We start from the raw sequence: 20,472 nt of genomic DNA on the forward strand, positions 1-20,472 counted from the left end.
ACACCCCGCAGACACTCCGAACGGCACCCCCCGGGGTGAGAGCGAGATAAGCGACCGACATAATGTCGGTCGTGGCGACAGCAACGACAGTAGATACCGGGCACGCGCACCCGCCGGTCAATCGACCGAACCTCACCAGCGTCGGAACCATCATCTGGTTGAGTTCCGAGCTGATGTTCTTCGCGGCCCTCTTCGCGATGTACTTCACCCTGCGATCGGTGACAGGTCCTGATCACTGGAAGGAAATGGCTTCGGCCCTGAACTTCCCGTTCTCGGCGACGAACACCACCATCCTGGTGCTCTCTTCCCTCACGTGTCAGCTAGGCGTGTTCGCCGCTGAGCGTGGTGACGTGAAGAAGCTCCGGATGTGGTTCATCGTCACCTTCATCATGGGTGCGATCTTCATCGGCGGTCAGGTGTACGAATACACCGAGCTGGTCAAGCACGAGGGCCTCTCGCTCTCGTCCGACCCGTACGGCTCGGTCTTCTACCTGACCACCGGCTTCCACGGACTGCATGTGACAGGCGGCCTGATCGCCTTCCTGCTGGTCCTCGGTCGCACCTACGCGGCCAGGAAGTTCACCCATGAACAGGCGACCGCAGCCATCGTCGTGTCCTACTACTGGCACTTCGTCGATGTGGTCTGGATCGGCCTCTTCGCCACGATCTACATGATCAAGTAGTCGGCGGGTCGCCGACGCGACGTACCGAACATTCCAGAAGCATCGACGCAGAAGATCCTGACACCGGGGTAATCCGTGAAAAAGCTCTCCGCACGACGACGCCATCCGCTGGCGGCGGTCGTCGTCCTACTCCTCGCGCTGGCGGCCACCGGGGGGCTGTACGCCGCGTTCGCGCCGGCGGACAAGGCGCAAGCCGATGACACCGCCCAGTCCCTCGCCATCGACGAGGGCAAGAAGCTCTACGCCGTGGGCTGCTCCAGCTGCCACGGAACCGGCGGTCAGGGCTCCTCCGACGGTCCGAGCCTGGTGGGCGTGGGCGCCGCCGCTGTCGACTTCCAGGTCGGCACCGGGCGCATGCCGCTCCAGCAGCAGAGCGCCCAGGCGCCCAAGAAGAAGGTCATTTACAACCAGGCCCAGATCGACCAGCTCGCGGCGTACATCTCGTCGCTGGGCGCCGGTCCGACGGTGCCGACCGAGAAGCAGTACAGCCCGGACGGGGCGGACATCGCCAAGGGTGGCGAGCTGTTCCGCACCAACTGTGCCCAGTGCCACAACTTCACCGGTGAAGGTGGCGCGTTGACGCACGGCAAGTTCGCGCCTCCGCTGGAGGACGTGTCCCCGAAGCACATCTACGAGGCCATGCAGACCGGCCCGCAGAACATGCCGTCCTTCCCCGACACGACGATGCCGGAGAAGGAAAAGAAGGACATCATCGCGTACCTCGACGCGGTCAACGGTGAGAAGACCGAGAGCCCTGGCGGTCTCAAGCTGGGTGGTCTGGGTCCGGTCAGTGAAGGCCTGTTCGGCTGGATCTTCGGTCTCGGCACGCTGATCGCGGTCGCCGTGTGGGTCGCCGCTCGGACCGCAAAGGCCAAGAAGTCATGAGTAGCCAAGAGATTCCAGAAGAGAAGAACCTGCCCAGCGCGCAGGACACCGAGCACGGCTCGGTGGCGGTCGCGGACGAGAACCCGTTCGCCGACCCGGGCCTTCCGCCCCACGAGCACCGCGTCCAGGACATCGACGAGCAGGCCGCCAAGCGCTCCGAGCGCGCGATCGCGTTCATGTTCACGCTGTCCATGCTGGCGACGGTCGGCTTCATCGCCTCGTTCGTCGCCATCCCGGCGGACAAGAGCGTGTTCATCTGGCCGATCGGACACATCAGCGGTCTGAACTTCGCCCTGGGCATGACCCTCGGCGTGGCTCTCTTCTGCATCGGCGCGGGCGCGGTCCACTGGGCCCGCACCCTGATGTCCGATGTGGAGGTCGCCGACGAGCGGCACGCCATCGAGGCCGAGCCCGAGGTCAAGGCCAAGGTCATGGCCGACTTCAAGGCCGGTGCCGAGGAGTCGCAGTTCGGCCGGCGCAAGCTGATCCGCAACACGATGTTCGGCGCGCTCGCCCTGGTCCCGCTCTCCGGTGTCGTCCTGCTGCGTGACCTCGGGCCGCTGCCCGAGGACAAGCTCCGGCACACCAAGTGGGCCAAGGGCAAGATGCTCGTGAACATGAACACGCACGAGCCGCTGCGTCCCTCGGACGTGCAGGTCGGTTCGCTGACGTTCGCGATGCCCGAGGGCATGTCGGAGCACGACCACGACTTCCAGGTCCAGATCGCCAAGGCCGCCCTGATGATCGTCCGGATCCAGCCGGAGAACATCAAGGACAAGCGCGAGCTGGCGTGGTCGCACGAGGGCGTCGTGGCGTACTCCAAGATCTGCACCCACGTGGGCTGCCCGATCTCCCTGTACGAGCAGCAGACGCACCACGTCCTCTGCCCGTGCCACCAGTCCACCTTCGACCTCTCCGACGGCGCCCGAGTGATCTTCGGCCCGGCCGGTCACGCCCTGCCGCAGCTGCGCATCGGTGTGAACGAGGAGGGCTACCTCGAGGCGCTCGGCGACTTCGAAGAGCCCGTCGGTCCTGCCTTCTGGGAGCGCGGATGAGCACCTCGACTGCTTCGAACGACAATCGGCAGAAAGCGCCCGCCGGTGAGCGGGTCGCGGACTGGGCCGACGGCCGCCTGGGGATCTACTCCCTGGCCAAGGCCAACATGCGCAAGATCTTTCCGGACCACTGGTCCTTCATGCTCGGCGAGATCTGCATGTACAGCTTCATCATCATCATCCTCACGGGTGTGTATCTGACGCTGTTCTTCCACCCGTCGATGAACGAGGTGGAGTACGCGGGCAGCTACGTCCCGCTGCAGGGTCAGCTGATGTCCGAGGCGTTCAACTCGACCATGCACATCTCCTTCGATGTGCGCGGTGGTCTGCTGATCCGGCAGATCCACCACTGGGCGGCGCTGATCTTCCTCGCGGCGATGTTCGTGCACATGATGCGCGTGTTCTTCACGGGTGCGTTCCGCAAGCCGCGTGAGGTCAACTGGCTGTTCGGCTTCCTGCTGTTCGTCCTCGGCATGTTCACCGGCTTCACCGGTTACTCGCTCCCGGACGACCTGCTCTCCGGCACCGGTGTCCGCTTCATGCAGGGCGCGATCCTGTCCGTACCGGTCATCGGCACGTACCTGTCGATGTTCCTGTTCGGCGGGGAGTTCCCCGGCGGCGACTTCGTGGCGCGGTTCTACTCGGTGCACATCCTGCTGCTGCCGGGCATCATGCTCGGCCTGATGGTGGCGCACCTGATCCTGGTCTTCTACCACAAGCACACGCAGTTCGCGGGCCCCGGCAAGACCAACAAGAACGTCGTCGGCATGCCGCTGCTCCCGGTCTACATGGCCAAGGCCGGAGGCTTCTTCTTCCTGGTCTTCGGTGTCATCGCGGCCATCGGCGCGATCGCCTCGATCAACCCGATCTGGGCGATCGGCCCGTACCGTCCCGACCAGGTGTCCACCGGCGCCCAGCCCGACTGGTACATGGGCTTCGCCGAGGGTCTGATCCGTGTGATGCCGGGCTGGGAGATCAACGCCTGGGGCCACACGCTCGTCCTGGGCGTGATGATCCCGCTGGCGATCTTCCCGATCGTCCTGGTGGCCATCGCGGTCTACCCGTTCATCGAGTCCTGGGTCACCGGGGACAAGCGCGAGCACCACATCCTGGACCGCCCGCGCAACGCCCCGACCCGTACGGCCTTCGGTGTCGCCTGGATCACGGCGTACTTCATCATGCTGGTGGGTGGTGGAAACGACCTGTGGGCCACGCACTTCCACCTGTCGCTGAACGCCATCACCTGGTTCGTCCGGATCTTCTTCTTCGCCGGACCGGTCATCGCGTTCATCGTGACCAAGCGGATCTGCATGGGTCTGCAGCGGCGCGACAAGGACAAGGTGCTGCACGGGCGCGAGTCCGGCATCATCAAGCGCCTGCCGCACGGTGAGTTCATCGAGGTCCACGAGCCGCTCAGCCAGGAGAAGCTGCACACCCTCACGGCGCACGAGCAGTACCAGCCGCTCGAGATCGGCCCGACGGTCGACGAGAACGGCGTCGAGCGCAAGGTGTCCGGCTCCGAGAAGCTCAGGGCCAAGCTCTCCAAGAGCTACTACGGGGAGGACAACCAGATCCCCAAGGCCACCGCCGAGGAGTACAAGGAGATCACGAGCGGCCACGGCCACCACTGATCAACCGAAGCTCTTGAAGCTCTGACCACAAGGTCGCCACGGCAGGAGCCCCGTCCATTGCATGGACGGGGCTCTTTGCCGTCCCGAGGGCTGGATAGGGTGGTCCCACCCCCTCATCAAGGGGTGCGTCACTTCATACGTCTAGGAACCCCCAGGAGCGGCCATGAGCGCTGTGACCCCCGCAGGAGGCACTACCGCGGCGGGCCGTTCCTGGCCCGACGTACTGAACGGCCTGCTCGACGGGCGTGACCAGAGCGCCGACGACACCGCCTGGGCCATGGACCGCATCATGCGCGGCGAGGCCACCGACGCGCAGATCGCGGGCTTCGTGGTCGCGCTGCGCGCCAAGGGCGAGACCGTCGAGGAGATCTCGGGGCTCGTACGGACGATGTACGAGCACGCCAACGTGATCGAGGTGCCGGGGGAGACCGTCGACATCGTCGGGACCGGCGGCGACGGGGCCAAGACCGTCAACATCTCGACCATGTCCGCGATCGTCGTCGCGGGCGCGGGGGCGAAGGTCGTCAAGCACGGCAACCGCGCCGCCTCCAGTGCCTCGGGCTCCTCCGACGTACTCGAAAAGCTCGGGGTGAACCTGGAGCTGCCGCTGCACCGGGTCGTCGAGGTCGCGGAGGAGGCGGGGATCACCTTCTGCTTCGCGGTGAAGTTCCACCCGGCGCTGCGGCACGCGGGCGCGGCGCGCGGCCAGTTGGGGATCAGGACCGTCTTCAACCTGCTCGGTCCGCTCACCAATCCGGCGAAGGTGCGGGCCCAGGCGGTCGGCGTCGCCGATCCGCGGATGGCGCCCATCGTGGCGGGCGTCTTCGCCGAGCGCGGGCACTCCTCGCTCGTCTTCCGCGGCGACGACGGACTCGACGAGCTCACGACGACGGGCACCTCCCGCGTCTGGGTGGTGCGCGACGGCGTCGTGCGCGAGGAGTCCTTCGACCCGCGGGACGTCGGCATCGACCTGGTGGAGATCTCCGCGCTGCGCGGCGCGGACGCCTCGTACAACGCGGAGGTCGCGCTGCGCCTCCTGGACGGCGAGACCGGGCCCGTACGGGACGCGGTGCTGCTCAACTCGGCCGCGGCGCTGGTGGCCCTGAAGCCGACAGACGAGCCGTTCGCGGAGCAGATCAGGGCCGGTATGGCGCGGGCCGCCGAGTCCATCGACTCCGGGTCCGCCAAGCGGGCCCTGGAGCGCTGGGTGGCGGCCAGCAACCGCTGAGCGCGCCGCAGGTGTGACGCACGGCGCAGTCCGGATCCTGGACTGCGCCTTGCGCGCCGAAGATCGTGTGGCAGGATGCTGCACAGGTCATGAGTGACAGCGACTACGGCCCCGGCCCGCTGTCCGGCAACCCTCCGTCCGTGGCGGGGTGCCCCGGGTGAAGACCAGGTCGTACGCAGCAAGGCGTATGGCAAGCGCGGACCCCTCGCAACCCTGGGGTCCTGGTCCTCAAGGGAGCAGTCTCGTGAGCAAGCGAATGCGATAGGGCCTTCGGCCCCTTTTGTCGTACCCCTCCGCCCGGCGAAGAGCGCCGCGCGTTGAGGCAACACCCGTACGCAGGGCGGCAGTTGTGCTGCCGTGCTGCCGCGCGGGATCTTACGCAGCTGTTCCGCCATGCCCGCAGGGAGACTTCGTCATGTCCGCACGCCCCGCTGCCGCCCAGATCGCCTCCGCCGCCTCCGCCACCGAGTCCGCCGACCCCTGCTGTGCCGCGCCGCTGCCGGTGCTCGGCCGGGACGTCACCGTGCCGCTGGTCACCGGTGGCGAGGTGACGTACGCGGCGCTCGACTACGCGGCGAGCGCGCCCGCCCTGCAGCGGGTCTGGGACGACGTGGCGGCCTACGCCCCGTACTACGGCAGCGTGCACCGCGGGGCCGGGTACCTCTCGCAGCTCTCCACCGACCTCTTCGAGAACTCCCGCACCACCGTCGCCGAGTTCCTCGGGTGCCGCGAGGACGACCAGGTGATCTTCACGCGGTCGACCACCGACTCGCTGAACCTGCTCGCCGCCGCGCTCCCCGCCGACTGCCAGGTCTTCGTCTTCGAGACCGAGCACCACGCCTCGCTGCTGCCGTGGCGGGACGCGCGGGTGACCTACCTGAACGCGCCGCGCACTCCGGACGAGGCCGTGCAGACGCTGGAGCGCGCCCTTGCCGACCGTGACCCCTACGGCCCGGCGCTCGTCTGCGTGACCGGTGCCTCCAACGTCACCGGTGAGCTGTGGCCGGTGCGCGAGCTGGCGGCGGCCGCGCACGCGCACGGCGCCCGGATCGTGCTCGACGCCGCGCAGCTCGCGCCCCACCACCCCGTCTCCATCGACGAGTTGGACGTGGACTGGGTCGCCTTCTCCGGGCACAAGCTGTACGCGCCCTTCGGGTCCGGCGTGCTCGCGGGACGCTCCGACTGGCTGCGCGGCGCCGAGCCGTACCTCGCGGGCGGCGGGGCCTCGCGGAAGGTGGCGCGGCGCGCCGACGGCGGCGTGGACGTGGAGTGGCACGACAGCGCCGCGCGGCACGAGGCAGGGTCGCCCAACGTCATCGGCGTCTACTCCATCGCCGCCGCCTGCAAGGCGCTCACCGAGGCCGGTTTCGACGAACTGGTCGCCCGGGAGCGGCACTTGATCGCGAAGGTGCGCGAGGGACTCGCCGAGGTGCCCGCGGTGCGCGTGCTCTCGCTCTTCGGTGACGACGCGCCGCGCGTGGGCGTCATCTCCTTCGTCGTGGACGGCTGGAACAGCTCGCACTTCGCCGCCGCGCTCTCCGCCGAGTACGGCATCGGCGTACGCGACGGTCTCTTCTGCGCCCACCCGCTGGTGCGCACCCTGCTGGGCAGCGAGCCCGACGAGCCCGGCGAGTGCGGCGCGCCCGAGGCCGCGCCCGGCGAGAAGTCGCTGAACGCCATCCGGGTGAGCTTCGGCGCCGGTACCCCCGACGAGCACGTCGAGCGCTTCGTGCGCGCCGTCAAGGAGCTGGTGGCCGACGGCGCGCGGTGGAGCTACCGCACCGAGGACGGGCGCTGCGTGCCGGACACCAGCGTGGCCGCCTGACCCGGCAGGCGCGCGCCGAGCTGGATCATCCGCAGGGCCCGCTCGGTCGCGTCGGTGAGGAACTCGCCGCCCCTGCCGAGCGCCTCGGTCAGCGAGACGGGGGCGGGCAGGATCGCGCTGTAGGCGTCGACACCGGCGGCCCGTACGTGGTGCGCGCCCTGGCCGATCGTGCCCGCGAGCACCAGGACCGGGCGGTCGAACAGCTTGGCGCGGCGGGCCACCTCGGCGGGGATCTTGCCGCGCGGGGTCTGGTGGTCGAGGGCGCCCTCGGCCGTCACGACCAGGTCGGCGCGGGCGAGCCTGGCGTCCAGGTCGAGCTGGTCGAGCAGCACGTCGAAGCGGGGGAGCAGCGCGGCGCCGAGGGCCGCGAGGCCGGCGCCGAGTCCGCCCGAGGCGCCCGTGCCGGGGCCCAGCGAGAGGTCTGACGTGACGCGCAGGTCGCGCGTCAGGACGTACGCCCAGTGGTCGAGGGCGGCGGCGAGCTCCTCGACCTGGCGGGGGGTCGCGCCCTTCTGGGGGCCGAAGACGCGGGCCACGCCGCGCTCGCCGCACAGGACGTTGAAGGGGTTGCAGGCCACCTGGATCTCGGTGTCCGCGAGACGGGGGTCGATGCCGCTCGCGTCGATGCGGTTCAGGCGCGTCAACTCCCGCCCGCCGGGCGGCAGTTCCCAGCCGTCCAGATCAAGGAGGCGGGCGCCAAGGGCCTGCAGAGCCCCGGCGCCGCCGTCCGACGTGCCCGAGTCGCCGCAGCCGACCAGGATCCGCCGCGCGCCCGCGTCCAGGGCGGCGCGGATCAGCTCGCCGACGCCGTACGTCGTGGTGGCGCCAGGGTCGCGCAGATCGCGGGGGACCAGGGAGAGGCCCGCCACGGCCGCCATCTCGACGACCGCGGTGCCGTCGGGCAGCAGCGCGAAGTGCGTGCCGATCGGCTGGCCGACCGGTCCGGTGGCGGGCAGCGCGACCAGGCGGCCGCCCTCCGCGGCGGCCAGCGCGCGTGCCGTGCCCTCGCCGCCGTCCACCAGCGGGATCAGGTCGGTCTCGGCGTCCGGGACGACACGGCGTACGCCCGCGGCGATGGCCTCGGCCGCCGCGCCCGCGGACAGGGATTCCTTGAAGCCGCTGGGGGCGATGGCGAAACGGGTCAGCATGAGGGTCTCCAGGGGATCTAACGGACGGGTACGCCGAGCAGCGGCCACAGCGTGACGGCGCACAGCAGGACGAGCGCGGCGGACAGCGGGGCCAGGACGGCGGAGAGCCGCAGCAGGTCGCGCGGGGTGTAGGTGGGGACTCCCGGCACCTCGGCGAAGAGCGTGACCGGCTTGGCGGAGGCGGGCAGCGTGTGGCAGAAACCCGCGGCCGCGGTGGAGGCGAGCGCGGCGGCGACCGGGTTCACGCCCGCGCCGACGGCCGCCGCGACGACCAGCGGGACAAGGACGGAGGAGCGGGCCGAGCGGGACTGGAGCACCAGGTGCGCGGCCGTGCTGACCGCGACGACCACGGTGAGGAACAGCCACGGGGGCAGGTCCAGGGGCAGGCCGCCGACCAGCCACTTGGCCGCGCCCGAGTCGGCGAGCGCGACGCCCATCGCCATCGTCGCCGCCATGAAGAGGAGCAGTGACCAGGGGACGGTCTTCAGCGCGTCCTTGAGGCGTACGGTGCCGAGCGCGGGCGACGACGCGACGACCGCGCCGATCAACGCGACCACGGCGGGCGGCACTTGGTGCAGGGGCTCGCTGCACCAGAGCACGACGACCGTGGCGAGCAGCAGGGCGCAGCGCGTCTCCGCGGGCTCCCAGGGTCCGGTGACCGGCTGCTCGCTGTGCTCCTGGAGCTGGTCGAGGGTGATGCTGACCGGGCCCTTGCGGTCCGCGCGCCGCGTGGTCGTCAACAGGACGGCCTCCGCCGCCAGATGGGATGAAGCGACGGCCAGCGGCAGACCGAGCAGCAGCCACTGGGTGAAGCCGATGCGCTCACCCGTCGCCTCCCAGAGGACCGACACGGTGATCAGATGCGCGCCCGCTCCGATCAGGGTCGCGACCGCGGACAGCAGGATCACGGTCGGAAAGAGCAGCGCGAGCATCACGACCAGTCGCTTCCGGTCGGCGAGGACCTTGGCGAGGGCCAGGAAGACGGGCAGCGCGAGCGCGGCGCGCCCCGAGGTGGCGGGCACCGCGAAGGCCGTCACCACCAGCGCCGCGGTGGTCAGATGGGTCAACTGCCGCACGCTGCGCGCCCCGCTGACCAGGAAGGCGGCCGCCCGCCCCGAGAGACCGCTGCGCGCCACCGCGGCCGCGAGGACGAAGGCGCAGATCAGCAGCCAGACCGTCTCGTCGCCGAGGGTGCCGAAGAGGGTGTCGCTGCTTATCACCCCGGTCGCGGTGAGGGCGAGGCCCGCGCCGAGGGCGATGTAGGTGTCGTCGATCGGCGTGCCGATCCAGGCGCAGGTCGCGAGGGCGAAGACGCCGAGGGTGAGGCGGGCGTCGCCGCTCAGGCCCGGGAAGTTCCCGGGGACCAGGAGCAGCGCGCAGATGCTGAGCGCGATGCAGAGGGTCACGGCTTGGCGCGGGGTCAGGGTCACGCCGTTCAGCGTGGTGGGGCGCGGTGAGCCCTCAATGAGCCGAAGATGAAAGGAACTTCACCGAAGGCCCCCGCCCTGTCAGGGGCGCGGGGGAACTGCGCGAGCAACCAAAGAAGAAGCCGCGGTCGCGTCTGCCAGGTAACTCGGCAGACGCGACCGCGGCATTTCGCGCGCTGAGCGCGCCCACGCGGCGGAGCCGCACATGTCACAGCCCCGCGCCCCTGACGGGGCGCAGCCCACGTCACTCCGGAAGCCGGTAGCCCATCCCGCGCACCGTCTCCACCCGCTCCGCGCCCAGCTTCTTGCGCAGCGCCCGGACGTATACGTCCACGATGTTGGAGCCCGGATCGAAGTCGTAGCCCCAGACGTGCGACAGGATCTGCTCCCGCGAGAGCACCTGCCCGGGGTGGCGCAGGAAGAGTTCGAGCAGCACGAACTCACGTGCCGTCAGATCCACCGTGCGCTCGCCCGAACGGGCCCTGCGGGTGCGCAGGTCGAGGGTGAGCTCTCCGCTGCGCAGCACCGTCACCTCGGGCGCCCGCGCCGCCGTGCGCAGCCGGAGCCGGACCCGCGCGAGCAGCTCCTCGAAGCGGAACGGCTTGGTCATCCAGTCGTCGGCGCCGCCCTCCAGGCCCGCCACGGTGTCCCGCACCGAGTCGCGGGCGGTGAGCACGATGACGGGCGTGCTCACCCGGGCCTCGCGCAGCTGCCGCAGGACCGTGAAGCCGTCCTTGCCGGGCAGCCCGATGTCCAGGACGACCAGGTCGAAGCCGCCGGTCAGGGCGTAGTCGTGGGCGCTGTCGCCGTCGCCGACCACGGTGGTGGTGAAGCCGTTGGCGCGCAGGCCCTTCTCGACGAAGGAGGCGATGCGCTCCTCGTCCTCCACGATCAGGATCCGGTTCATTGGTGCGCTGCCCCTTCCGACTGCCCTGGTACGAGTACGAAGGTGGCGCCGCCGCCGTCCGTCGGGCGCAGTTCCACGCGCCCGCCGTGGCCCTCGGCGATCGCCTTCACGATGGCGAGGCCGAGCCCCGCACCGGTGGCACGGGAGCCGCGCCGCGCGGTGCCGCGCCGGAACCGTTCGAAGATCACCGCGGCGTCCTGCGGCTGTACGCCGGGTCCGGTGTCGGCGACGTACAGCTCGACGCGTCCCTCGCACAGCCGGGAGCCGATGCTGACGCGCTGGCCGGGCGCGGTGTGCTGGACGGCGTTCTGGGCCAGCTGCACCATCGCCTGGGTGATGCGCTGGGGGTCGAGGTCGGTCTCGGCGTCGGCGACCTCGGCAAGGGCCCAGTCCCGCTCGCCGAGCGCCCGCGCCTTGACGAAGACGTCCGCGGTCAGCTCGGCGAGCTGCACCGGCTCCGGGGTGACGAAGTCGGGGCGCTCGGCCTTGGCGAGCAGCAGCAGGTCCTCGACGATGCGGCTCATCCGGTCCAGCTCCTCCGTCACGATGCGGACGGTCTCCTCGCGCTCGCCGGGATCGTCGCCCATGAGCTCCAGATGGCCGCGCACGATGGTGATCGGGGTGCGCAGCTCGTGGCCCGCGTCGTCGACGAACTCCCGCTGCGCGGCGAAGGCCCGCTCCAGGCGGTCCAGCATGCCGTTGAACGTCTCGGCGAGGGCCGCGATGTCGTCCCTGCCCTGGACCGGGATGCGCTGGGTCAGGTCCTGCTCGGTGAGCTGCGCCGCGGTCGTACGCACCAGGCGCACCGGCTTGAGGATGCGTCCGGCGACGGCCCAGCCGATGCCCGTCGTCATCAGGAGCGCGACCCCGGAGATCGCGAGCAGCATGGTGAACACGTCACCGGCCTTGGCCTGTTCGCCCGCAGGATGGAAGGCCACGACGAACGCGGCCGCCGGATGGCCGCCGCTCGGCGCGATCTCCACCTTCGCCCAGCGCACCTCGCCCAGGTCGCGGTGGAGCGTGCCGGTCGCGTCGGGGGACTCGAAGACCGTCCGCAGCGCGGCGGGGTCCTCGGCGAGCGGGTGGTCGATCCGCGGCTCGCGCGCCTGCTCCTTCTTCGCGGGCGCCTTGCCGGGCCTGCCGACCAGGCCGAGCAGTTCCTCGTCGGGGTCGGCGTACTGCCGGGACAGGAAGAGCCGGAGCAGCGGATCGGGCGCGGTGAACCGCTCGCCGGTGTGCGGATCGACGCCCTCGCGGGCCAGGTTGGTGAACTCCCCGGTCTCCTGGGCGAGGAGGCCGTCGATGCGGTGGTCGGCGTCGCGCAGCAGGACGGAACGGGTGGTGGCGGCGACGGCGGTCAGCGCCACGGCCATCACCACGAGGAGCCAGAGCAGGATGCGGACACGGGCCGATATCCAGCGGTGCGGGCGCTCAGCCGTCGTCACCGGGGCCGTCGTCGTCGTTGTCGCCCCGGCCTTCGGTGCCTTCGTTGCCGTCGTCGTCGTTGTCATCGCCCGAGGGATTCTCGCTCACCGGCGGCGGGGACACCTTCTCGTCGCTCGGCGTCGGCCGGGGGGTGGTGGGCTTCGACGACGGGGAGCCGGTCTCCAGCTCCACCTTGGGCGGCGCCTTGGGGGACTCGGGGCTGTCGGTCAAGGCGTAGCTGGTCGCGGCGATGCCCAGGGGGATCGCGACGACGGCGGCCAGGGCGGCCATGCGGTGGGAGAAGACCATGACAGCGAGCGTGGCCGACGTACCGCGGCGCCAGGATGAGCGGCGGATGAAGAAACCCTCATGCGGGTCGGGCGACCGTCGGTGCCTACGGAGCGGCGCCTACGAGGCGGTGGTCACGAGTCGAGGCCGATCGCGAACGCCGCTTCCAGGTCGTGCTGGGAGTACGTGCGGAACGCGACGTGCGTGTCCGTGCCCTCCACGCCCGGGATCTTGCTGATCCGGCCGGGGATGACGTCGGCGAGGTCGTCGTGGCGCGCGACGCGGACCATCGCGATCAGGTCGTACGTACCGGTCACGGAGAAGACCTCGCTGACGCAGTCGAGCGCGGCGATCGACTCGGCGATCTCCGGAATCCGGTCCACGCTGGTCTTGATGAGGACGATCGCGGTGATCACGGCTGGCTGTCTCCCTCGGTGGCCGGTGCTGTGCCCTTCACCTTAGCCCGCCACCCGTAGACGCCCCACGCGTACAGGAAGCCGAGGGAGAAGCCCACCAGGTGGGCCAGATAGGCCACCCCCGTGCCCTGACCGCCCTGCCCCGCCGCCAGCCACTGCAGCGCCACCCAGAACGGCAGCACCACCCAGGCGGGAAAGCGCAGCGGCAGGAAGAAGAGGAACGGGAAGAGGCTGGTGACGCGCGCCTTCGGGAAGAGATAGAGAAAGGCGCCGAGGACGGCCGAGATCGCCCCGGACGCCCCGACCAGCGTCTTGTCGGATCCGGCGTGCGCGGCCGCGTAGGCCAGGAGCGCGAAGTATCCGCAGACGACGTAGAAGAGCGCGTACTGGAGGTGGCCCATGCGGTCCTCGACCATCGCACCGAAGACGTACAAAAAGAGCATGTTTCCGAGCAGATGAAGCCAGCTTCCGTGCACGAACAGGGCGGTGAGCGGTCCCAGTGCGGCACGCGGGACACCGCTGAACAGTTCGACGGGTACCACCCCCCAGCGCTCGAAGTACGTCTGCTGCGCCGCGATCAGCCGGGCGCCGTCGCCGTACCCGGGGTTGAGCCCGGACACCGGGGAGACGACGAAGACCAGGCAGCAGACGACGATCAGTCCGTACGTCACGGGGGCGGACTGCCCCCGGAGCATCCGGCCCGCCGTCGAACCCCATGTGTTGATCATGAACAGAGCATGACGTAACGGGCGCTACCTGCACAGACCGCCATGCCGCGCCGGAGGCCGCCGCGTGGCACCCCTTACAGGCCTTAGGGTTACGGGCAATACGCAGCCGACGAAAGCGAACAGCCACGATGACGGTTCCCCTGCCGACCGACTCCACCCGGTGGCGCTGCACGCTGTGCGGCAATCTCACGCGTTTCGACGTGACCCGCACGTCGAAGGTCGTCGAGTATGTCCATCTCGACCTGGCCGGTGAGTCGAACGTCGAGGAACGCGAGGTGGTCAGTGAGACCATCGAGTCCGTGCGCTGCCGCTGGTGCAACGCAGTGGACCAGGTGGAACTCGTGGACAGGCCGGGCACCGACTCCTGAGGGAGCGGGGCCCGCACAGCTAGTGGGGTGACGGATGGTGGAGAGCGCGAGCGGGGAGCCGGACGACGGCGCCGCTGAGGTGCTCGACCGCCCGCTGCCCGACGGGGTGCGTCGGCGGGTCGTCCAGATCGCGTCGGACGGCTTCGGCGGGCTCACCCTGACCGAACTGCCCGCACAGCTGCGGCAGTACGCCCGCTTCACGCCCACGCGGCGCGCGAAGTTCGCGGGCAACGCCATGGCGGCGGCGCTGGAGAGCGACACCCTCTTCCGGCAGCGCATCGGTGAACGTCTCAGAGAGGCCCAGCCCGAGCTCGCGGGCGCCCTGGACGCGGGCTCGCCGCCCCCCGCAGCCGACCCCCTCGACGTCGCGGCCGCGGCGTACGTGCTGCGCCCCACGGGCTGGGTGAAGCTGGTCACCGCGGCGGGCGAGGAGGCCCAGCGGGCCGACGCCGAGCGCGCCGACGAGGAGACCAGGGCCGAGCTGGATCGGCTGCGCGAGGAACTCGCCGCCGCCCGCGACCAGACCAGGGCGGAGACCGAGCGGCTGCGCACCGAGCTCGAATCGGCGCGCAGGGAAGCCGAATCGATGCACCGCAAGCTGCGCGGGGCCCTCAGCGACGTCAAGCGGGGCGAGGCCGCGCTGCGCAAGGTGGCCGGTGAGATGGAGTCGGTGCGCGCCGAGGGGCAGGCCCAGGTTTCCGCCGCGGAGAGCGAGACGCGGCGCGTCAAGGCGCGGCTCGCCGAGACCGAGGCCGCCCTCGAAGCCAGCCGCAGGGCCGCCCGCGAGGGGCGCAGCGTCGAGGACATGCGGGTGCGCCTGCTGCTCGACACGGTCCTGGAGTCCGCCCAGGGGCTGCGCCGCGAGCTGGCCCTGCCGCCCGTGTCGGTGCGGCCCGCGGAGACCGTCGACGCCGTGGAGCCGGGCCGGATGTCGCCCAAGGACATCGCGACCCGCGCGCTCTCCGAGAACGACCCGGCGATCCTGGACCAGTTGCTCGCCCTGCCCCAGGCCCACCTGGTCGTGGACGGCTACAACGTCACCAAGACCGGCTACCCCACGATGCCCCTGGAGAAGCAGCGGCTTCGGCTGCTCGGCTCGCTCTCGCAGCTGGCCCTGCAGTCGGGCGCGGAGGTCACCTGCGTCTTCGATGGCGCCGAGCTGGCCGCGCCGGTGCTGCTCGCGCCGCCGCGCGGGGTCAGGGTGCTCTTCTCCAAGCCCGGTGTGACGGCGGACGAGCTGATCCGCCAACTGGTGCGCGCGGAGCCGCCGGGGCGGCCGGTGGTCGTCGTCTCGACCGACCGTGAAGTGGCCGACGGGATCGCCAAGGCGGGTGCGCGCCCGGTGGCTTCGGTGGTGCTCCTCAAGCGGCTTTCGCGGGGCTAAGGGTGCGCAAGTAACTCCTGCGCCCTATGCCCGGATTGGGGCGCGCCGCACGCGACGTAGCGTCAGAAGATCATCACTGGCTGTGGGTTGTCGGTAAAGAATGCATGCGGCGAATCATTTTTTCCTGGTCAGGATTTGAACTGATCACAGGAAGGTCACTAATGTCTCGCCTCGAACCTCCGCTCGGTTGATCACCCATCCGGGGTGACGGCGGCGGTACCCGCCCACCGGGTCTCGGTAGGCGGCTGGAGGAAGAAGGAGCCGCCTTCGTGGCGTCCCACCGTCGACCCAAGCAGCCGAGCCGCACCCGCGTGAGCGTGCTCACCGCGACCGCCGCCGCTGCCGTCGCCCTCACGTCGCAGGGCGCCGCCCAGGCCGCGCCGAAGCCGAGCAAGGACGAGGTCAAGTCCAAGGTCGACGCGCTCTACGAAGACGCGGGCCGGGCCACCGACAAGTACAACGGGGCCAAGGAGAAGCAGGAGAAGCTCGAGAAGCAGATCGGCGACCTCCAGGACAAGGTCGCCCGCGGCCAGGAGGAGCTCAACGACCTGCGCGGCGGCCTCGGTTCGATGGCCAGCGCCCAGTACCGCTCCGGCGGCATCGACCCCTCCCTGCAGCTCTTCCTCTCCTCCGACCCGGACAACTACCTCGACAAGGCGTCCGCCCTCGACCAGCTGAGCAGCAAGCAGGTCGAGTCGCTCAAGAAGATCCAGGAGAAGCAGCGGGACCTCGCGCAGCAGCGCAAGGAGGCCGCGGGCAAGCTGGACGACCTCGCGGACACCCGCAAGGAGCTCGGCCGCAAGAAGCAGGAAGTCCAGGGCAAGCTCGGCGAGGCGCAGAAGCTCCTCAACACGCTGACCGCCAAGGAGAAGCAGGCCCTGGCGGCCAAGGACAAGCAGCGCGCGAGCCGCGCCGCCGACGACCGCGCGGACCTCGGCAAGGAGGCCCCGGCCTCCAACCGCGGCGCCGCCGCCCTCTCCGCCGCGGCCACCCAGCTCGGCAAGCCGTACGTCTCCGGCGGCTCGGGCCCCAACTCCTACGACTGCTCCGGGCTCACCCAGTGGGCGTACAACCAGGCCGGGGTCTCCATCACCCGGACCACGTACACCCAGCAGAACGACGGCACGCGGCTCGGCCGCGGCGAGCTGAAGCCCGGCGACCTGGTGTTCTTCAACAACCTCGCGCACGTCGGCTTCTACGCGGGCAACGGCCAGGTGCTGCACGCCCCCAAGCCCGGTGCCGTGGTGCGCTACGAGTCGATGGCCTACCTGGGCACCTTCCAGTTCGGCGTCCGCGTCGCCTGACCCGGACGTCAACGCGCTGTCGGCACCGCCCAAACGGGCGAATTCCGGCAACTCCCGCTGACCCCACGCCCCGTTGATGACCTGCGTCTGAGGCGGGGCGTCGGGCTGTCCGCGCACTTTCCGCACCCCGCGAGGTCTTTGGCCCCTCCGTAGTCGCACGGCTACTGTCGGCGCGCATTCCCCCGGACAACCGGGGGTCCTTCAGCGGAAGGGAGAGCGGCGTCCCGTGGGGTCCCATCGCCGTCCCGCACAGCCCGGTCTCGACCGGAGCACGCGCGTCACCGTTCTTTCCGTCGCCGCGGTCACCGCGGCGACGGCCTTCGGCGCGGCGCCCGCCGGCGCAGCGCCGCGGGACAAGCCGTCCGACACCCGGGCCCAGGTGGACCGGCTGTACGAACAGGCCGAGCAGGCGACCGAGTCGTACAACAAGGCCGATGAGCGCGCGGACAAGCTGCGCGCGCAGGTCGAGCGGACCAAGGACAGCGTCGCGCGCGGCCAGGAGCGCATCAACACGATGCGCGGCGCGCTCGGTTCGCTGGCGGGCGCGCAGTACCGCGAGGGCGGCATCGACCCGTCCCTGGCCCTGATGCTCTCCTCCGACCCGGACGGCTACCTGGAGAAGGCCGCCGCCCTGGACCGCATCGGGTCCCGACAGGCGGGCGAGCTCAAGGACCTCCAGCAGGCCCAGCGGGAGCTCTCCCAGCAGCGCGCGGAGGCCACCCGCAAGCTGGCCGAGCTGGAGAAGAGCCGCACCGCGGTCGCCCGCCACAAGCGCACCGTCGAGCACAAGCTCGCCAAGGCGAGGCGGCTGCTCAACTCGATGCCGAGCAAGGAGCGCGAGGAGTACGACAGGTCCTCGCGCTCCGGTGAGGGAGGGCGCGCCGAGCTGCCCGACCTCGCGGGCGCGGGCGCCGCGTCCTCCTCGCGCGCCGCCGCCGCGCTCGCCGCCGCGCGGACCGCGGTCGGCCGCCCCTACGTGTGGGGCGCCAACGGGCCCTCCGGCTTCGACTGTTCGGGCCTCACCCAGTGGTCGTACGCCCAGGCGGGGGTCGGCCTGCCGCGCACCTCGCAGGCCCAGCGGTACGCGGGGCGCCAGGTGCCGCTGTCCCAGGCGCAGCCGGGCGACCTGGTCGCCTACCGCGACGACGCCAGCCACATCGGGATGTACGTGGGCAACGGCCAGGTGGTGCACGCCCCCTACCCCGGCGCCTCGGTGCGCTACGACCCGGTGGGCATGATGCCGGTCTCGTCCGTGACCCGGGTCTGACCGGCGGCTCGGACGCGCAGCACCGTACGATCGGAACGTGGCTGGTCACAGGCGTGGGTCAGGGGCGGTGGCGCTGTGCTTCGCGCTCTGCCTCGCCGTGCTCGCCGGATGCGGCGGCGATCCGGTCCCGGACGCCGCGGGACGCGAGGTGCGGGCGCTGCTCGCACAGCGCGCGCACGCCGTCCTGACCGGGGACGCACGGGCGTACGAACGGACCGAGCGGACGGCGGCGGGCGGCGCCGACCTCTTCGAGAACGTCCGCGACGTACCGCTGAGTTCCTGGGAGTACCGCCTGACCCGCCTCGACCACTCGGGCGCGAAGGCCACGGCGAGCGTCCGGCTCCGCTACCGCGTCAAGGGCTACGACCGCGCGCCGCTCACCGCCCGGCGCACGCTCTCCCTGACGCGGGACGACGGGCGGTGGTACGTCACCGCGGAGCGGCCCGCGAAGAAGTCCGGGGAGCAGCTCTGGGATCAGGGGCGGGTGACGGCCGAGCGGGGCGAGCGCAGTCTGGTGCTCGGCGTCGGCCGGAGCGCCGCGGAGCTGCGCACCCACCGGGAGATCGCCGACCGCGCGGTGCCCGCGGTGCGCGCCGCCTGGCCGGGCGGCTGGCCGGAGCGGGTCGTCGTCCTGGTGCCCCGGTCCCTGGACGGCATGGCGGGGCTCCTCGGGGCGCCCGCCTCCGGGTACCGGGGGATCGCCGCGGTCACCACCGGCGAGGCGGGCGGCTCGGGAAGCTCGCCCGCCGACCGGATCATCATCAACCCCGACGCGTACGGCGTCCTCGGCGACTTCGGCAAGCAGGTCGTCCTCACCCACGAGACGACCCATGTCGCGACCCGCGCGCAGACCTCGGCGGCCACCCCGCTCTGGCTCTCCGAGGGCTTCGCCGACTGGGTGGGCTACCGCGACACCGGGCGCACGGCGGCACAGGCCGCGCCCGAGCTGCGGCGCGCGGTCCTGGACGGCCGGGTGCCGAAGGCGCTCCCCGAGGACGACGACTTCGGCTTCGGGGGCGACGCGGACGCGCTCGCGCAGTCCTACGAAGGGGCGTGGCTGGCCTGCCGGATGATCGCGGAGCGGTGGGGCGAGCGGAAGCTCACGGACTTCTACCGCGCGGTGGGCGGCCACAAGCGGCGCGCGGGCGCCGTCGAGGACGCGCTGCGGGACGTCCTGGACACCACGCCCGAGGACTTCACGGCGCGCTGGCGTACGTATCTTCGCTCGGAGCTCGGCTGACCTGCCCCGGCATCGACTGCCGCTCCTCGGCGCGCGGTTCGGACACCGTCTGCCGCCAGAGGTCGCGGCAGCCGAGCAGCGCCGCCGCGACGAGCAGACCATTGCGTACGAGGAGCAGCGCGATGCCCAGCGGGTCGCTCGCCACCACGTGGGAGAACCACACCGGGAACTCCAGGAACGTCACGAAGGCTGCCACGAGGACGAGCCTGGCGGGCAGCTCCATCCGGCTGGTGCGAAAGGCCAGGCAGACGGCGGCGGCCCCGATCAGCCACAGGAGGTACTGCGGGCTGATCACCCGGCTCGTCGTCGTGAACAGGAGCACCGCCACGAAGGCCGCGTCCGCGAGGGTGCTCGCCGACCTGGCCCGGGCGCGCAGCCGCCACACCAGGAGCCAGCCGAAGGCCGCGGCCGACAGGACCTGCGCGACCGTGCTGACCAGCGGGACGTAGGGGCCGAGGAATTCCACCGAGCCGTAGTTGAGCCGGACCTCGCCCTGCCAGCCCAGGTGCCGTGCGAGGTGGAAGACGAGGGCGCCGAGCGATTCCACCTCGGTGCCCCGGTCCCGCTGGAAGGTGAGGAACGCCAGCGCCCCCGGCATCGCCACCAGGAACGTCAGTGCGACCCCGGCGGCCGTGGCCGCGGCGGCGGTCCAGGAGCGGCGGGTCGACCGGCCGCGCGGGGTGCCGACGAGCAGCAGCACGGGCCACACCTTGAGCAGCGCGCCGAACCCGGCGAGCGCCCCCATGGCGCGCGGGTGCCGGGCCCCCGCGAGCAGGGCGGCGACGGCGACGGCGGTCACCAGGACGTCGTAGCGGGCGTACACGATGGGGCCGAGCAGCGCCACGCCCACCACCCAGAACCAGGCGCCCCGCGGCGACTTGCCGGGCCGTCCGCCCGCGTACAGGAGCAGCCCGCAGACCGCGGCGTCGGCGAGCAGGCAGAGCACGAAGAAGGCGGCGGCGTAGCTCAGGAAGGGCAGCAGGTCGGGGGAGAGGATGGCGAGGGCGGCGGCGGGCGGGTACTGCCAGGTGACGTCGTCGAGCGGGAAGGTGCCGGTGCGCAGGACCTCGTACCAGCCCTGGTAGATGACGGAGACGTCGCTCGTCACGTCGGGACCCGGGGCCGTGAGCACGTGGAAGACGCAGAGCAGCAGGACGGTCCTGGTCAGGACCCAGACGGCCAGGATGCGTGCCGTGCCTGCCATGCGCGTCATACGCGTCTCACCCCTTTTCGCACACTTAATAGTGATTCAGGACGTCATGA

General features: G+C 71.0%; 19 protein-coding genes and 1 riboswitch. Of the genes, 11 read left to right on the plus strand and 8 right to left on the minus strand.

The features are described 5' to 3' along the window. Positions 1-62 precede the first annotated feature (62 nt). From ctaE to CP970_RS31810, 6 genes are all read left to right on the plus strand, one after another. A complete protein-coding gene (ctaE, locus tag CP970_RS31785; RefSeq protein WP_055550073.1) occupies positions 63-683 on the plus strand; it encodes an aa3-type cytochrome oxidase subunit III in 621 nt (206 codons plus the stop codon). A gap of 75 nt (positions 684-758) precedes the next feature. Next, positions 759-1,568, plus strand: coding sequence for a cytochrome bc1 complex diheme cytochrome c subunit (qcrC, locus tag CP970_RS31790; RefSeq protein ID WP_055550072.1), 810 nt, complete (start codon positions 759-761; stop codon positions 1,566-1,568). Then, on the plus strand, positions 1,565-2,623 hold the full coding sequence (qcrA, locus tag CP970_RS31795; RefSeq protein ID WP_055550070.1) for a cytochrome bc1 complex Rieske iron-sulfur subunit: 1,059 nt from the start codon (positions 1,565-1,567) through the stop codon (positions 2,621-2,623). The genes qcrC and qcrA overlap by 4 nt, the downstream gene beginning before the upstream one ends. After that, the gene (gene qcrB / locus CP970_RS31800; RefSeq protein WP_055550068.1) at positions 2,620-4,254 is read left to right on the plus strand and encodes a cytochrome bc1 complex cytochrome b subunit; all 1,635 of its coding nucleotides are present in this window, start codon (positions 2,620-2,622) and stop codon (positions 4,252-4,254) included. The genes qcrA and qcrB overlap by 4 nt, the downstream gene beginning before the upstream one ends. Before the next feature lie 163 nt (positions 4,255-4,417). Further along, positions 4,418-5,482 carry an anthranilate phosphoribosyltransferase gene (gene trpD, locus CP970_RS31805; RefSeq protein ID WP_055550066.1) on the plus strand — a complete coding sequence of 355 codons (1,065 nt, stop codon included), beginning with the start codon at positions 4,418-4,420 and terminating at the stop codon, positions 5,480-5,482. Positions 5,483-5,567: 85 nt separating this feature from the next. Beyond that, a riboswitch (SAM riboswitch) is annotated at positions 5,568-5,685 on the plus strand. Between the two features lie 212 nt (positions 5,686-5,897). Continuing rightward, positions 5,898-7,307 (plus strand): aminotransferase class V-fold PLP-dependent enzyme, encoded by a 1,410-nt coding sequence (locus tag CP970_RS31810; RefSeq protein ID WP_055550065.1) that lies wholly within the window; start codon positions 5,898-5,900, stop codon positions 7,305-7,307. Here CP970_RS31810 and CP970_RS31815 read toward each other — a convergent pair. The 7 genes from CP970_RS31815 to CP970_RS31845 form a co-directional block, all read right to left on the minus strand. Next, entirely contained in the window at positions 7,256-8,455 is a 1,200-nt protein-coding gene (locus CP970_RS31815; RefSeq protein WP_055550063.1) for a glycerate kinase family protein, read from the minus strand. The genes CP970_RS31810 and CP970_RS31815 overlap by 52 nt on opposite strands. A gap of 17 nt (positions 8,456-8,472) precedes the next feature. Further along, positions 8,473-9,885: an SLC13 family permease gene (locus CP970_RS31820; protein ID WP_055550061.1), complete on the minus strand. Its 1,413-nt coding sequence runs from the start codon at positions 9,883-9,885 to the stop codon at positions 8,473-8,475. 241 nt (positions 9,886-10,126) lie between these two features. Further along, the gene (locus tag CP970_RS31825; protein WP_055550059.1) at positions 10,127-10,789 is read right to left on the minus strand and encodes a response regulator transcription factor; all 663 of its coding nucleotides are present in this window, start codon (positions 10,787-10,789) and stop codon (positions 10,127-10,129) included. Further along, the gene (locus CP970_RS31830) at positions 10,786-12,300 is read right to left on the minus strand and encodes a sensor histidine kinase (protein WP_191094975.1); all 1,515 of its coding nucleotides are present in this window, start codon (positions 12,298-12,300) and stop codon (positions 10,786-10,788) included. The genes CP970_RS31825 and CP970_RS31830 overlap by 4 nt, the downstream gene beginning before the upstream one ends. Next, positions 12,221-12,523: a hypothetical protein gene (locus CP970_RS31835; protein ID WP_055550054.1), complete on the minus strand. Its 303-nt coding sequence runs from the start codon at positions 12,521-12,523 to the stop codon at positions 12,221-12,223. Before CP970_RS31835 ends, CP970_RS31830 begins: the two co-directional genes overlap by 80 nt. Before the next feature lie 113 nt (positions 12,524-12,636). Then, complete coding sequence (locus CP970_RS31840; protein ID WP_055550052.1) at positions 12,637-12,918, minus strand: Lrp/AsnC family transcriptional regulator; 282 nt, start codon at positions 12,916-12,918, stop codon at positions 12,637-12,639. After that, positions 12,915-13,646 carry a rhomboid family intramembrane serine protease gene (locus CP970_RS31845; protein ID WP_055550050.1) on the minus strand — a complete coding sequence of 244 codons (732 nt, stop codon included), beginning with the start codon at positions 13,644-13,646 and terminating at the stop codon, positions 12,915-12,917. The genes CP970_RS31840 and CP970_RS31845 overlap by 4 nt, the downstream gene beginning before the upstream one ends. A gap of 128 nt (positions 13,647-13,774) precedes the next feature. On the opposite strand from CP970_RS31845, the gene CP970_RS31850 reads away from it, so the two are divergent. The 5 genes from CP970_RS31850 (at position 13,775) to CP970_RS31870 (ending at position 19,209) form a co-directional block, all read left to right on the plus strand. Continuing rightward, entirely contained in the window at positions 13,775-14,014 is a 240-nt protein-coding gene (locus CP970_RS31850) for a hypothetical protein (RefSeq protein ID WP_055550048.1), read from the plus strand. Positions 14,015-14,048: 34 nt separating this feature from the next. Next, the gene (locus CP970_RS31855; RefSeq protein WP_055550046.1) at positions 14,049-15,398 is read left to right on the plus strand and encodes an NYN domain-containing protein; all 1,350 of its coding nucleotides are present in this window, start codon (positions 14,049-14,051) and stop codon (positions 15,396-15,398) included. Positions 15,399-15,667: 269 nt separating this feature from the next. Then, a complete protein-coding gene (locus CP970_RS31860) occupies positions 15,668-16,702 on the plus strand; it encodes a C40 family peptidase (protein WP_055550044.1) in 1,035 nt (344 codons plus the stop codon). 226 nt (positions 16,703-16,928) lie between these two features. Continuing rightward, entirely contained in the window at positions 16,929-17,969 is a 1,041-nt protein-coding gene (locus tag CP970_RS31865) for a C40 family peptidase (protein ID WP_055550042.1), read from the plus strand. A 37-nt stretch (positions 17,970-18,006) separates the two neighbouring features. Continuing rightward, positions 18,007-19,209, plus strand: a complete 1,203-nt coding sequence (locus CP970_RS31870; protein WP_191094976.1) for a hypothetical protein — start codon at positions 18,007-18,009, stop codon at positions 19,207-19,209. Here CP970_RS31870 and CP970_RS31875 read toward each other — a convergent pair. Continuing rightward, complete coding sequence (locus CP970_RS31875) at positions 19,166-20,422, minus strand: glycosyltransferase family 87 protein (RefSeq protein ID WP_055550038.1); 1,257 nt, start codon at positions 20,420-20,422, stop codon at positions 19,166-19,168. The two genes, CP970_RS31870 and CP970_RS31875, sit on opposite strands and share 44 nt — an antisense overlap. Positions 20,423-20,472: the final 50 nt, after the last annotated feature.

The sequence above is a fragment of the Streptomyces kanamyceticus genome, assembly GCF_008704495.1.
In the GTDB taxonomy this organism is placed as follows: Bacteria; Actinomycetota; Actinomycetes; order Streptomycetales; family Streptomycetaceae; genus Streptomyces; species Streptomyces kanamyceticus.